Annotated in this window: 8 protein-coding genes; 4 read left to right on the top strand and 4 right to left on the bottom strand. The window is 68.9% G+C overall.

The genetic code is table 11. The features are described from left to right. On the top strand, window positions 1-2901 hold the full coding sequence (locus NM961_RS05905) for an exo-alpha-sialidase (RefSeq protein ID WP_255912825.1): 2901 nt from the start codon (window positions 1-3) through the stop codon (window positions 2899-2901). A 113-nt stretch (window positions 2902-3014) separates the two neighbouring features. On the opposite strand, the gene NM961_RS05900 is transcribed toward NM961_RS05905, so the two are convergent. After that, window positions 3015-5258, bottom strand: coding sequence for a DNA helicase II (locus NM961_RS05900; protein ID WP_255912823.1), 2244 nt, complete (start codon window positions 5256-5258; stop codon window positions 3015-3017). On the opposite strand from NM961_RS05900, the gene NM961_RS05895 reads away from it, so the two are divergent. Next, complete coding sequence (locus NM961_RS05895; protein ID WP_255912821.1) at window positions 5244-6728, top strand: M61 family metallopeptidase; 1485 nt, start codon at window positions 5244-5246, stop codon at window positions 6726-6728. The two genes, NM961_RS05900 and NM961_RS05895, sit on opposite strands and share 15 nt — an antisense overlap. An 87-nt stretch (window positions 6729-6815) precedes the next feature. Here NM961_RS05895 and NM961_RS05890 read toward each other — a convergent pair whose 3' ends face one another. Then, window positions 6816-7379 carry a TIGR00645 family protein gene (locus NM961_RS05890; RefSeq protein ID WP_255912819.1) on the bottom strand — a complete coding sequence of 188 codons (564 nt, stop codon included), beginning with the start codon at window positions 7377-7379 and terminating at the stop codon, window positions 6816-6818. Between the two features lie 142 nt (window positions 7380-7521). Beyond that, complete coding sequence (locus NM961_RS05885; protein ID WP_255912817.1) at window positions 7522-8568, bottom strand: saccharopine dehydrogenase family protein; 1047 nt, start codon at window positions 8566-8568, stop codon at window positions 7522-7524. A gap of 408 nt (window positions 8569-8976) precedes the next feature. Between NM961_RS05885 and NM961_RS05880 the strand changes: the two genes are divergently transcribed. Further along, the gene (locus NM961_RS05880) at window positions 8977-9738 is read left to right on the top strand and encodes a glucose 1-dehydrogenase (protein ID WP_255912805.1); all 762 of its coding nucleotides are present in this window, start codon (window positions 8977-8979) and stop codon (window positions 9736-9738) included. Window positions 9739-10743: 1005 nt separating this feature from the next. Here the strand turns inward: NM961_RS05880 and polA are convergent. Then, window positions 10744-13494, bottom strand: a complete 2751-nt coding sequence (polA, locus tag NM961_RS05875; protein ID WP_255912803.1) for a DNA polymerase I — start codon at window positions 13492-13494, stop codon at window positions 10744-10746. A 175-nt stretch (window positions 13495-13669) separates the two neighbouring features. Between polA and NM961_RS05870 the strand changes: the two genes are divergently transcribed. Beyond that, window positions 13670-14053 carry a DUF2782 domain-containing protein gene (locus NM961_RS05870; protein ID WP_255912792.1) on the top strand — a complete coding sequence of 128 codons (384 nt, stop codon included), beginning with the start codon at window positions 13670-13672 and terminating at the stop codon, window positions 14051-14053. The last annotated feature ends 26 nt before the right edge of the window (window positions 14054-14079 follow it).

Raw genomic sequence — 14079 nt, 5'->3', positions numbered from 1 at the left:
ATGAATCGTGAATCCAAACAGCCCCTGCGTCTGGCGGCGGCCCTGTCGCTGGGACTGGCCGGCAGTGCCGCGCTGGCCGGCGTCGGCAGCTGGACCACTGCCGGACCCGGCGGCGGCAACGTCGTCGCCCTGGTCAGCTACGAAGCGTCGCCGACCACGCTGTGGGCGGCCGGCCGCGGCGGCGTTTTCCGCTCCACCAGCGGCGGCACCGCCTGGACCCGCATCGAAGTCGGCTTGCCCGAGGCGCTGTACACGAACGACCTGGTCGCCGCCAGCGGCGCGCCGGTGCTGTACCTGTCCGCCGGGCGGCAGGTCTACCGCTCCGGCAACGGCGGCGACCTCTGGGTGCCGGTGACGCCGCCCTCGTCCACGCAAACGGTCGGCCAGCTGGCCCTGCGCCGCGGCGACAGCAATGCACTGGCTGCGGCGACCGGGACGGAACTCTACGTTTCCGGCGACGGCGGCGGCAGCTGGAGCGCCCCCGGCGGCACGCTCAGTGGCGGCGCGAACTACTACGCCGCCATCCACTACGCCGCCGACGGCACGCTGTACGCGGGGCTGAGCGACAGCGACCCGGGCAGCTTCGGCGGCGCCATCGTGGTGCGCAGCACCACCGCCGGCGCGAGCTGGGCGGCGACACCGGCACAGCCCACGGCGCTGGGCGGCATCACCCAGATCATCAGCGCGCCCGCGACGCCGCTGCGCCTGTATGCCAGCGACGGCAACAGCGTGGCCACCAGCGCCAACGGCGGCACGAGCTGGAGCACGCTCGCGCTGCCCGCCACAGGCACGTCATGCGGCCGCATTACGCGCATCGCGGCGAATCCCGCCGCGGCCACCGGCCTGTTCGTCGCGTGCGGCGCGCGCGGCCTGATCTACAGCGCCGACGCCACGGCGGCGAGTCCGGCCTGGCAGACCTACGACGCGGCCAACGGCCTCAGTGCCAACGGAACCGATCCGGCGCAGCTCAGCGCAATCGCCGTGCATGCGAACTTTGCGGCGACGCCGTCGTTGTGGGTCGGCGCCAGCGACGGCGGCCTGCTCGCCAGCAGCAACGGCGGTACCAGCTGGACGGCGATCAACACGGGCTTCCAGTCGACCAATATCCGCGCCCTGGCCACGCATCCGCTGGATACCGGCAGCGGCGCCATCTTCCTCGCCGGCTATGGCGATTCCGTCACGACGACGCGGGCGCTGTACCGCTCGGTCGACAGCGGCAGCAGCTGGACGGCGTCCGGCGCCGGTCTCAATGCCGAGCAGATCCGCAGCATCGCGATAGACCCCACCACGGTCGACGCGGATCCGCTGACGGCGGAAAATTTCACCGTCTACGCCGCAGGCCGTTCCGAGCGTATTCCGACCGCGGCGGCCAAGGACGGCGGCCTGTACAAGAGCACCGACGCCGGCGTCACCTGGAACACCATCGACAGCGGCATCGCCCTGGTCGGCGGACGCCCGGACATGGGCACGGTGCGCACCATCGCCGCCGATCCGCGCTCCTGCGCCGCGCCGCCGGCCAGCGGTCCCTGTGCGCCGGGCAGCGGCGGCCTGCGCACCCTGTTCGCCGCCGGCGGCGGGCGCCCCAATTCCGGCGGCCCCGGCCTGCCGTATATTTCTGCCCGAATCTATAAATCCACCAATGCCGGCGCCAGCTGGAGTGCTTCCGACGCCGGCCTGCCGCTGTCGCAGGACCTCGGCCCGCCCGGCGCGTTCAACTACGCCGGCATGGGCGGCGTGGTGCCGCTGGTGTTCGACCCGTCCAATACGCAGACGCTGTACATCGGCACCTTCATCACCTGGTCGCCGGGCGTCGCCGGCGCGGCCGAGCCGACCATCGCCAACGGCGTGTTCAAATCCACCGACGGCGGCGCCAGCTGGACCCACATGAGCAACGGGATGCCGCGCTACGGCGGACCGGCCAGTTCCCACTGGGACGTGCTTGCGCTGGCGATCAATCCGGCCAATCCGCAGGTGATCTACGCCGGCACCTCCAATCTCTATGGCGGTGCCGCAACCGGCAATGTGTACAAGACAACCAATGGCGGCGCGAGCTGGAGTCCGGCTTCCAGCGGCATCGCCGGCCAGGATGTGCGCGCGCTGTTCATCGATCCTGCCGATGCCAGCGGCGACACGATCTACGCCGGCACCGGCGGCGACGGCGCCAACCCCGGCGGCGTCTACCGCAGCACCAACGGCGGCGCGAGCTGGAATTCGATCAGCCTAGGCCTGCCGGCCGATTCGGCTACGTCGCTGGCGCTGCCGCGGCGCGCGGCTGGCGCCGCGCCGCGCATACTCGCCGGCACCTCGGCCGGCGTGTGGGACTACACCGCGCCCGCCGACGGCGATGCCGACGGATCGCCGACGCCGGTGGAGAACGCCATCCTCGGCGGCGACGGCAACGGCGACGGCGTGCAGGATTCGACCCAGGCCGGCGTGGCTTCGCTCAACAGCAGCGGTACTTTCGCGCGTGCGGCGGGCGGTAGCGGCGCCGTCACCGTCGCGATCGTGCCGGGCAGCTGCACCCAGCTCAACGATGTCGCCACGCTGGGCGACACGCTTTATCCGCCGGATACGCTGGCCGGCGCCGGCAGTCATTCCGCCTGGGGCCTGGCCGGTTTCTCGCTGCCTGGCTGTGCCGGCAGCGTGGTCCGCGTGACTTTCCACGGCGCCAGCTTCGGCCCGGACTGGAGCTGGCGCAACTACGGCCCGCGCGTGCGCGGCGACGCATCCACGTTCGGCTGGTACCGCTTCGCCGGCGCGCGCCGCATCGACGGCCAGACCTGGGAACTGCGCGTGGATGCGCTGCGCCAGGGCAATTATCGCAATGATGCCGACGACATCCTGTTTGTCGGAGGACCGGCCAGGTCGGACGACCTGCTGTTTTCCGACGGCATGCAATAGGGAGGGGCCGGAGGGCGGCAGGCGGTATCTGCGGGGCCGGGAAGGCCCCGCAGACCGTCGTCGCTGCCGTTGCCGGCGCGCGGCAGCGCCGCGAGTGTGTTCGGCGCGCCGCCTCAGGCCGGTTGCAGGTTCGCGTACGCCAGCACCAGCCACTTGGCGCCGACGTTCTCGAAGTTCACCTGTACCCGGGTGTGCTCGCCCGCGCCTTCGTAGTCCATCACCACGCCGCCGCCGAAGCTGGCATGGGTCACGCGCTGGCCCAGCTTGAGGCTGGGCGCCTCGTCGAGGCTGGCGTGGCCGCGCGCGGAATAGGCCGGCCGGCTCACTTGCACCCGCGGCCGCACTTCGTGCAGCAGCTCGCGCGGGATTTCGTTGAGGAAGCGCGAAGGCCGCGCATAGCTTTCCATGCCGTGCAGACGGCGCGATTCGGCATAGCTCAGGGTCAGGCGTTCGCGCGCGCGGGTGATGCCGACATAGGCCAGGCGGCGTTCCTCCTCCAGTCGTCCGGGTTCGTCCAGCGATTTCTGGCTGGGGAACAGGCCGTCTTCCAGGCCGACCAGGAACACCAGCGGAAACTCCAGTCCCTTGGCGGTGTGCAAGGTCATCAGCTGCACGCAGTCCTGGCCGGGCTCGCCCTGGCCTTCGCCGGCTTCCAGCGCGGCATTGGACAGGAACGCGGCCAGTTCGCTGAGGCCGGCTTCCTCGTCCTCGGCGCTGAGCTGGAAACGGCCGGCGACATTGACCAATTCGTCCAGGTTTTCCACCCGCGCCTCGGCGCTGCCGCGGGAATCCTTTTCGTAGTAGTCGCGCAGGCCGCTGCGCGCGATGGCGGTCTCGATCTGTTCGGACAGGGTCAGGCCGACCTCGATCTCGTCCAGCGCATCGCCGCTGCTGTCGAACAGGCCGGCGGGACCGGGCGCCGTTTCTTCTTCCTGGCCCAGCGCCTCGCGCGCCAGTTGTTCGATCAGTTCGATGTAGGCGCGCAGCGCGCCGCGGCCGCGCGGCGCCAGTTCGCTGCCGGCGATCACCGTGAGCGTGGCCTCCCACAGCGAGCTGCCGTCGCGCCGTGCCTGCTGCCGCACCAGATCCAGGCTGCGTTCGCCGATGCCGCGCGGCGGCGTATTCACGGTGCGCTCGAACGCGGCGTCGTCGTGGCGGTTGGCGATCAGGCGCAGATAGGCCAGCGCGTCCTTGATCTCGGCGCGGTCGAAGAAGCGCTGGCCGCCGTAGACGCGATAGAGGATGCGATGCTGGTTGAACTGCTCTTCAAACACGCGCGACTGTGCGTTGGAGCGGTACAGGATCGCCACATCCGATGCCTCGCCGCCGCCGGCGATCCATTCGCGGATGCGCTCGACCACGTAGCGCGCTTCGTCCTGTTCGTTGTAGGCGGCGTAGAGATCGATGGGATTGCCGCTTTCGCCGGCGGTCCACAGCTGCTTGCCCAGGCGCTGCGGGTTGTTTGCGATCACCGCGTTGGCGGCCTTGAGTATGGTCGCGGTGGAGCGGTAATTCTGTTCCAGGCGGATGGTTTTCGCCGACGGATAATCGCGCAGGAACTGCTGAACATTTTCCACTTTGGCGCCGCGCCAGCCGTAGATGGCCTGGTCGTCGTCGCCGACGATGAACACCTTGCCGCTCTGTCCGGCGAGCATGCGCACCCAGGCGTATTGCAGGCTGTTGGTGTCCTGGAATTCGTCGATCAGCAGATGGCGCCAGCGTTCCTGGTAGTGCGCCAGCAGCGCGGCGTCCTGCAGCCACAGTTCATGCGAGCGCAGCAGCAGTTCGGCGAAATCGACCAGGCCGGAGCGGCGGCACTGCGCCTCGTAGCTGGTGTAGATTTCCAGCAGCGTGCGTGTCGTGGAGTTCTCGCCGTGCTGGATCGCATCGGGGCGCTTGCCTTCGTCCTTGCAGGTGTTGATGAACCAGGCCGCCTGGCGCGCCGGCCAGCGTGCCTCGTCCAGGTCCAGGCTCTGGATCACACGCTTGATCAGGCGCTGCTGGTCGTCGGCGTCGAGGATCTGGAAGGTTTCCGGCAGCTGCGCCTCGCGCCAGTGGCGGCGCAGCAGGCGATGGGCGATGCCGTGGAAGGTACCGATGGAAAGCCCGCGCGTACCGTGTTCAATCAGTCCTTCGCAGCGCCCGCGCATCTCGCCGGCGGCCTTGTTGGTGAAGGTGACGGCGAGGATGGAATAGGGCGAGACGCGCTCCACCTCCAGCAGCCAGGCGATGCGGTGGATCAGCACGCGCGTCTTGCCGGAGCCGGCGCCGGCAAGGACCAGATAGTGACCGCTGGGTGCAGAGACCGCTTCGCGCTGGGCAGGGTTGAGATGATCGAGCAGATGAGAGACGTCCATCCGCCGATTTTACCCGCGATGCGCCGGCCTGGGCCGCGTCGCGTGTTCGGCCGCTGCCTGGGCCTGATGGCGATACTGCTCACCGCGCCGGCCCAGGCGCTGCTGCGCTACGAGCTGGACTATCACGCGGCGGAAGAACGCATGCAGGTGCGCATCTGCAGCGACACGCCGCGGGCGCAACAGGATCTGCGCCTGCACCGTGGCGGTGCGGCGTATGTGGGCGAGCTGCGGCGCGCGCAGGGCCGCGTGGAGAAGAGCGGCCCTGCGCGCTGGCGTATCAGCGACTGGCGTGCCGGTGAGTGCGTGGACTATACGGCCGACCTGGGCCGGCTCTCGCGCAGCGGCGACCGCGATATCGGCTCCCGCGCCGGCGGCAGCCTGCTGCTCGCGCCGCAGCAGTGGCTGCTGGCCGGGGCCGACGACGAAGCGGCAGAAGTGCGGCTGCGTTTGCCGCCGGGACAGGCCTTCTCGCCGCCGTGGCAGCGCCTGGAGGACGACGGCAGCGGCGTCCAGCGCTACCGCCTGCCGCAGACGCCGTTCAGCTGGACGGCGCTGGTTGCGCTGGGGTCGTTCGAGGAAATCACCGTGAAGCCCGCGGGCAGCGCCGTGCGCGTGGCGATACTGGGCGATACCACGCCGGCGCAGCGGCGCGTGCTGCGGGACTGGATGCGGCAGTCGCTGGACGCGGCCAGCCGCGGCTACGGCCGCCTGCCGCTGCCGTTTGCGCAAGTCGTCCTGCTGGCCGCGCCCGGCACCGGCGGCCGCCGCGGCGTGGGGTTCGGCCAGTCCCTGCGCGGCCAGGGCAATGCGGTGCATCTGTGGGTGGATCCGGCGCGGTCGCTGCAGGATCTCAATGCGGACTGGACCGCCGTGCACGAGTTCTCCCACTGGGCCCATCCCTATCTCGCCGACGGCGGCGCCTGGCTGGCGGAAGGGCTGGCCAGCTACTGGCAGAACGTGCTGCGCGCGCGTGCCGGCCTGCTCAGTGCCGGGCAGGCCTGGGAGCAACTGCTGGCCGGCTTTGAACGCGGCCGCAGGACCATGCCGGACCAGGCCAGCCTGGCCGAACTGAGCGAGGACATGCATGCGCGGCGCGCCTACTACGCCGTGTACTGGTCCGGTGCGGCGTATTGGCTGCAGGTCGATGTGGAACTGCGCCGCGCCAGCGGCGGCCGGCTCAGCGTGGACCTGGCCTTGCAGCGCTTCGCCGCATGCTGCCTGCAGCCGCGGCGCGAATGGGCGCCGCAGGCGTTCGTCGCCCGGCTGGATGCGCTGCTGGGCAGCGATGTGTTCCTGCCGCGCTGGCGCGAATACGCCGCGCGGCGCGGATTTCCGCCGCTGCAGGCGCTGCAGGATGAACTGGGACTGGAACTGTCGGCAGACGGCAAGGTGCAGTTGCGCGAGGCACCCGCCGCCGCGGTGCGCGACGCCATCATGCGTGGTGAGGGTGACGCCGGCGCGCGGCGCTGAGAAGGGCAGCGAGAAAGACTGGTGCACTGACACAACGCAGAACGGCGGCCCAGGGCCGCCGTTCGGGTGCAACAAAAATCGCGCGTTTCAGTCGTGCTTGGGCGAAGACATGATGCGGTCGATCAGCGCGATCGCCACGGCCGAGACCACGAAGGTCAGGTGCAGCAGGGTCTGCCACAGCATGGTCTTGGTCGTCAGCTCGTCGGCCTTGATGAAGGTGGCCAGCAGGTGGATGGAGGAGATGCCGATGATGGCGGTGGCGAGCTTCACCTTCAGCACCGCCGCATTCACATGCGACAGCCATTCCGGCTGGTCCGGATGGCCTTCCAGGCGCAGGCGCGAGACGAAGGTCTCGTAGCCGCCGACGATGACCATGACCAGCAGGTTGGAAATCATGACCACGTCGATCAGGCCCAGCACGGCCAGCATGATGGTGGTTTCCGGGCTGTGTCCGCCGGCTTCCGCCGCCGCGGCGGCCGTATCGGCATGGGAGAACAGCGTGGTCGCCAGCAGGTGCCACAGCTCGCGCAGGAACTGCACCACGTAGATGCCCTGGGCCACGATCAGGCCCAGATACAGCGGCAGCTGCAGCCAGCGCGAGGAGAAGATCAGGGCCGGCAAGGGCCCGAGGTTCTGTTTTTCGGTACTCATGGGATCACGGAAGGGGGCGGAAAAGGCGCGCGAGTCTAGCAACGGCGGGTTGAAATCTCGCGTAAAGACACGCCGGCGGCTGAGCCGGAACCGCCCCTGGATGGGGCCGCGGGATGATGGTTTCAACCCGCCGGCGGAGCCTTCACGCCCCGGTCACGCGCACGCCGGGCAGGCCCAGCACATAGTCCGCGCCCATCAGCAGCGATGGCGTGTAGAAGCCGCCGGCACGCGGCGCGGCCAGCACGGCCTGGACCATGCCGACGGCGGCGGTCGCGGTCAGCGCGTAGCCGTTCGGTGCGGCGATGCCGAGGCTGGCCGTCGCGCCGCGGGCATTGCGCACCTCGCCCCAGACGCGGCAGTCGCTGGCCTCGCGCCGCTGTGCGCTGGGGCCGGCGGTTGCGCCGGCGCGGCGCTTGAGCCAGGCCTGCACGGGGGCGGCGCCCAGCAGCGGCTTGAGCCAGCGCAGCCGGCGCACGCGCCGAATCGTCGCCGGCGGAACTGTCATGTAGGTCTCGATGTTGGGGATGCCGGTGGAAATGTAGGCGGTGTATACATCGCCCCAGGGAATGGTCATGGCGCTGCGCGCCACGCCGTCGCGCTGGAAGGTGCGTGATTTCCAGCCCAGCGGCACTTCCACCACGCGGCCATCGATGCGTGCGCGGCCGCCCTTGGCCAGGCCTTCGACGCTGGTTTTCGCCGTGCCCGGGCTGGGGCCGCCGCCGGCCTCGAAACCCAGCACCAGATGCGTCGCATCCGGCAGGCGCTGCTTGAGCAGGGCGGCGACGCAGTCGGTAGGCACCACGTCGAAACCTACGCCGGGCGCGACCACCACGCCCTGTTCCCGCGCCCGTGCGTCGGTGCTGTGGCACAGCGCGAACACGTCGATCTCGCCGGTGATATCCAGGTAATGCCGCCGCGCGGCGAGGCAGGATTGCAGCATGGGCGCGGCAGTCGCGCTGAACGGACCGGCGCAGTTGAGCACCAGGGCGACGTCCTCCAGCTGGCGCTGCACCTCGGCCACATCGTCCAGCCCGAACTGGCGCCAGGGCAGGTCCAGCTCCTGCGCCAGGGCCTGCACCGCCGCGCCGTTGCGCCCGGCCAGCATAGGACGCAGGCCGCGGCGCAGCGCCTCGTCGATGATCAGGCGGGCGCTGTAGCCATTGGCGCCGTAGATCAGGAACGGGTTCATGCGCCACCTCCGAATGTGTGCTGTGCCGCGATCAGGCGGCGCAAGCGCGCCCGCGCGTCCTCGCGCCGGGTCTGGAACGAAGCGTCGTTGGCTGCGAAGGCATGGGCCGGCACACCCGGAGCGCGTGCCTCGCCGGCGAGCGCGGCGGCCCGCCCGCCGGAAATCTCCGCCGGACCTGCGCGCCCGTCGGTCCGGGCATGGCGCAATGCCGGCACGTGGTCCAGGCTGCCGTCGCCGGTGATAGGCACCCATCTGCGCATGCCGGCGTCCTCGTCAGTCCGTGGGCTTGGCGCTAATGTGCCTGAATGCGGCGGGGCGTGGGTAGGCGGCCGGGCCGGCCGCGATCCCGGCCTGCCGCCGCTGCCTTGCCGTCATTTTCAACTGCATCCAGACCATCACGGAGCCCGCATGATCCCGTCCCTGTTCGATCTCACCGGCAAGACCGCCCTGGTCACCGGCGCCAGCCGCGGCATAGGCGCATCCACCGCGCAGCTGCTGGCCCAGTGCGGCGCCGAAGTCATCGTCTCCAGCCGCCGCCAGGACGCCTGCCAGGAAGTCGCCGACAGCATCACCGCCGGCGGCGGCAGGGCCCGCGCCCTGGCCGCGCATATCGGTGAAATCGGCGCCATCGACGCGCTGTTCGGAGAACTGGACAGCCAAGGTGTGCGGCTCGATATCCTGGTCAACAACGCCGCTGCCAATCCCTATCACGGCCCCATGCTGGACATGCAGCTCGGCGCCTACGACAAGACGGTCGAGGTGAATATCCGCGGCTACTTCTACATGACCCAGCAAGCCGCCCGCCGCATGCGCGAACACGGCGGCGCCATCGTCAACGTCGCCTCGGTCAACGGCCGCCGCGCGGCGCCTGGGCAAGGCGTGTATTCCTTCTCCAAGGCTGCGATTCTCTCGATGACCGAAGCCTGGGCACGCGAACTTGCTCCCGCCGGCATCCGCGTCAACGCCGTACTGCCCGGGCTCACCGACACCAAATTCGCCAGTGCGCTGACGCAGAACCCCGACACCATGAAACAGCTGCTGCGTACGATCCCGCTGGGGCGCGCGGCGCAGCCCGGGGAGATTGCGCCACTGATCCTGTTCCTGTGCTCGCCAGCGGCGAGCTATGTGACCGGGGCGGGGTTTGTGGCGGACGGAGGCTATCTGGCGTAGGGCCTGGATTTGCGGTGCTGATCCGCGAACGGAATCGCGTGTGAGTGTTGCGGCGGAACGTTGGGCGGTTTCGCGATGGATGCGCTGCCCCCTCACCCAACCCTCTCCCCCAAGCGCGTAAACGCGCTTGGGGGAGAGGGCTTTTTCCGCCCGGAAATCCGATGTCTTTGCTGCGGCTGCGGCTATGGCTGCGGCGGTTGCTGTCGACGTCCACGTCGACGTTGACTATGACCTTTTGGCGCTGACGTTGCTGGTGCTGGAGCCGGATCGAGCCGAGAGCCGGCGGCATTCACATTGGCGTCGCTACGGCAGTAGGCGCCGCTGCCGCTGCTGCGGCCGTTGCCGTTGCCGTTGCTTCTGCGCACAGGGGTGTGCGCCGCTCCTCCGGGGGCCCCATAAGCCGCGGCGAGGCGGCGCAGGATCAGCCCGCGCGCAGCGCGGGTCGCGCCCAGGGATGGGCGCGAGTCCGCTGCAGGGCCAGGATGGCCCTGCAGCGGACTCCGCAGCCGCCTCGCGCAGCCGGAGGGCAGGATGCCCGTAGGCCGCGGCTTCTGGGGTGTGTTTCTCTTTGCCTACTTTCTCTTTGCGCAAGCAAAGAGAGAGTAGGTCGGCCGCCGCAGGCGGACGAAACTGCTCGAATAATCAATAACTAAGCCCCAAAGACGCACACAAGCACGCTTCCAAAATCCAAGAAGCTAACTCCGCCCACCAAATCGAAACCCCAGAAATCGGAAGCCAGAAATAGAAAGACCCCGAAGGCCAGGGGAGGACCTTCGAGGTCTGGGGTGCGGTAACAGGTCTGGGGAGGAACCTGGTACCGGTGGTTCATCCAGGGAGGGGAATGAACCAGGTGCCGTTGCGTGCACCTGCGTCTTAAGACGATAGGCCGGGAGAAAGGTTCGCAGCCTTGGCCGATTCGATTCAGAATCCGTTCATTGGATTGCGAATCAACAAGTTATGCCGCAATTCCGGTCCTCCCGAAGCGTCCGGTGCGCCGGTGCCGCCTCAATGTGCCTGATCCCAGTTCGCCCCGGTGCCGATATCGACGACCAGCGGCACCGCGAGTTCCGCCGCCGCGCACATGCGCTCGCGCAGGCCGGCGCTGACGGCCTCGACCTGGTCCTCGCGCACCTCCAGCACCAGTTCGTCGTGCACCTGCATCAGCATGCGCGCGTCCTCGCGTTCGCCCAGCCAGGCGTCGACCGTGATCATGGCGCGCTTGATGATGTCGGCGGCGGTGCCCTGCATGGGGGCGTTGATCGCGGCGCGTTCGGCGCCGGCGCGCAGGTTGGGATTGCGCGCGCGGATGTCGTCCAGGTACAGGCGCCGGCCGAACACGGTCTCCACGTAGCCGTCGCGATGCGCCTGTTCGCGGATGTTGTCCATGAAGGTGCGCACGCCGGGATAGCGGTTGAAGTAGCGCGCGATGTAGTCGTTGGCCTCGTTGCGCGCAATGCCGAGCTGGCGCGCCAGGCCGAATGCGCCCATGCCGTACATCAGGCCGAAGTTGATCGCCTTGGCGGCGCGGCGCTGGTTGGCGTCGACCTGTTCCGGCGGCAGGCCGAACACTTCCGCCGCGGTGGCGCGATGCACGTCCTGGCCGCCGACGAAGGCGCTGAGCAGGCCGGCGTCGCCGGACAGGTGCGCCATGATGCGCAGCTCGATCTGCGAATAGTCCGCGGCCAGGATGACGAAGCCCGGCGGCGCGACGAAGGCCTGGCGTATGCGCCGGCCTTCCTCGGTGCGGATGGGGATGTTCTGCAGGTTGGGATCGGACGAGGACAGCCGGCCGGTCGCCGCGATGGCCTGGCCGTAGCTGGTGTGCACGCGGCCGGTATGCGGATTGACGTTGTCGGCCAGCTTGTCGGTATAGGTCGAACGCAGCTTGGCCAGGCCGCGGTAGTCGAGGATCAGGCGCGGCAGCTCATGTTGGTCGGCGATGGCGTCCAGCGCTTCTTCGTTGGTCGAAGGCTGGCCGGTCGGCGTCTTGACCACGGCCGGCAGCTTCAGCTCGTCGAACAGGATGGCCTGCAGCTGCTTGGGCGAATCCAGGCTGAAGCTGCGCCCGGCGATGCTGAAGGCGTGCTGGCTGATCTCGTGCATGCGCCTGGCCAGGTCGTTGCTCTGCACGCGCAGGGCCTGGGTGTCGATCAGCACGCCGCGTTGTTCCATGCGCGCCAGCACCGGGATCAGCGGTGCTTCTATCGTCTCGTAGACCTCGCGCAGGCGCGGCTCGGTTTCCAGTCTGGCCCACAGCACCTCGTGCAGGCGCAGGGTGACATCGGCGTCTTCGGCGGCGTAGGCCGTGGCCTGTTCCAGCGCGACCTGGCTGAACGGGATCTGCTTGGCACCCTTGCCGGCGACGCTTTCGTAGGGAATGGGCGTGTAGCCGAGATAGCGCTTGGCCAGCGAATCCATGTCGTGGCGCGTCGCGGTGGAGTTCCACACATAGGATTCGAGCATGGAATCGTAGGCCACGCCGCGCACCGTGATGCCGTAGCGCGAAAGTACGTTGACGTCGTACTTGGCGTGCTGGCCCAGTTTGGGTTTTGCCGGATCTTCCAGCAGCGGCCTGAGCGCGGCCAGCACGTGATCGCGCGCCAGCTGCGGCGGCGCGCCGGGGAAATCGTGCGCCAGCGGGATATAGGCGGCTTCGCCGCGCTGCACCGACACGGACAGACCGACGATCTCGGCCTGCAGCGGATCCAGCGAAGTGGTCTCGGTGTCGAAGGCGATCAGCGGCGCCGCGTGCAGCTTCTGCAGCCAGGCTTGCAGGCGTTCCTCGCTGGTCACGCATTCGTAGCTGCCCGGCGCGGCCAGGGCGGGGTCCAGGCCCAGATCCGCCGCGACCGGCTTGCGGTACTGCGCCGGCACGTCGGCGCCGCGCAGTTCCTCGCCGGCGCCCGCACCGGCCTTGCCTTCGAGTTCCTTCAGTGCCGCGTTGAAGCCGTAGCGCGTATACAGCGTGCGCAGTGCATCCACGTCGCGTTCGCGCAGCACCAGGTCGGTGACGGCCTGGGTCAGCGCCACGTCGGTCTTGATCTGCGCCAGCTGGCGCGACAGCGGCAGCTGGGCCAGGGCGCTGCGCAGGTTCTCGCCGATCTTGCCGCCGACCTTGGCCGCGTTGGCGATCACATTGTCCAGCGTCTGGTATTCGGCCAGCCACTTGGCCGCGGTCTTGGGGCCGCATTTCTCCACGCCGGGAATGTTGTCGACGGAATCGCCCATCAGTGCGAGGAAGTCGACGATCTGCGCCGGATGCACGCCGAACTTCTCGAACACGCCAGCCTCGTTCAGCGTGGTATTGGTCATGCTGTTGCTCAGGGTCACGCGCGGGCCGACCAGCTGCGCCATGTCCTTGTCGCCGGTGGAGACGATCACGTCTATGCCCTGGGCCGCAGCCTGCAGCGCCAGCGTGCCGATTACGTCGTCGGCCTCCACGCCGGATTCGCGCAGCATGGGCAGGCCCAGCGCCTGCACGATCTGCAGCATGGGGTCGATCTGCGCGCGCAACTCGTCCGGCATGGGCGGGCGGTTGGCCTTGTAGGCCGGATAGAGTTCATCGCGGAAGGTGGGGCCGGAAGCATCGCAGACGAAGGCGGCGTAATCGGGCTTGGCCTTCAGATGCGTGCGCAGCATGTTGACGACGCCGAACAGCGCGCCGGTCGGCTCGCCGGCTGCGTTGCTCAGCGGCGGCAGCGCATGGAAGGCGCGGTAGAGATAGCTGGATCCGTCGATCAGCACCAGGGTAGGCATGGCAGTCTCCTTGCAGACGCCGAGCTTGGCCCAGCCCGGCGCGCCTTTCAATGCGGACGCGGCGGCAGCGCTTTGCCGACAATCCGTTCAGGCCCGTTTGCTATCCTGCTCGGCATTCCGGCAGCGGCGCCGCAGGTGCCGCGGCGCCGGTCACCAGCAGCTACCGGAGCGCGCCATGAAACCCGCACCTTTGATGTTCCTTCTGCTCGGCCTGTGTTGCGGACTGAATGCGGCGACTGCCGCCGAGCCGCCCAAGCAGAAGCCGGTGGACGGCAGCGAACTCGTCGATGCGCCGCCGCCGGCACTGGACGATCCGGGCGTCAAGGCCAAGCCCGCCGACGCCAAGGGCGATACGCCGCCGGACGTGAAGATCCGCAAGGAAGGCGACGACACGGTCGAGGAATACCGCGCCAGCGGCAAGATCAGCATGATCCGCATTACCAGCAAGAGCGGCATCACCAGGACCTATATCGACACCGACGGCGACGGCCGCCTGGAAGGCAATCCCAAGGACGGCCCGGTCGCGCCGGTCTATTACAAGCTGTACGAGTGGAACTGAGGAGCCGGGATTGGGAATGAAGGGAT

It is taken from the genome of Tahibacter harae, from assembly GCF_024437735.1.
In the GTDB taxonomy this organism is placed as follows: Bacteria; Pseudomonadota; Gammaproteobacteria; order Xanthomonadales; family Rhodanobacteraceae; genus Tahibacter; species Tahibacter harae.
The sequence above is the reverse complement of the archived record's forward strand: the minus strand, read 5'-3'. Positions and strand labels throughout refer to the sequence as shown.

Bases quoted from the DNA above. Each gene is read 5' to 3' on its own strand.
- NM961_RS05905 (WP_255912825.1), top strand. From the start codon at position 1: ATGAATCGTGAATCCAAACAGCCCCTGCGTCTGGCGGCGGCCCTGTCG.
- NM961_RS05895 (WP_255912821.1), top strand. From the start codon at position 5,244: ATGAGAGACGTCCATCCGCCGATTTTACCCGCGATGCGCCGGCCTGGG.
- NM961_RS05900 (WP_255912823.1), bottom strand. From the start codon at position 5,258: ATGGACGTCTCTCATCTGCTCGATCATCTCAACCCTGCCCAGCGCGAA.
- NM961_RS05890 (WP_255912819.1), bottom strand. From the start codon at position 7,379: ATGAGTACCGAAAAACAGAACCTCGGGCCCTTGCCGGCCCTGATCTTC.
- NM961_RS05885 (WP_255912817.1), bottom strand. From the start codon at position 8,568: ATGAACCCGTTCCTGATCTACGGCGCCAATGGCTACAGCGCCCGCCTG.
- NM961_RS05880 (WP_255912805.1), top strand. From the start codon at position 8,977: ATGATCCCGTCCCTGTTCGATCTCACCGGCAAGACCGCCCTGGTCACC.
- polA (WP_255912803.1), bottom strand. From the start codon at position 13,494: ATGCCTACCCTGGTGCTGATCGACGGATCCAGCTATCTCTACCGCGCC.
- NM961_RS05870 (WP_255912792.1), top strand. From the start codon at position 13,670: ATGAAACCCGCACCTTTGATGTTCCTTCTGCTCGGCCTGTGTTGCGGA.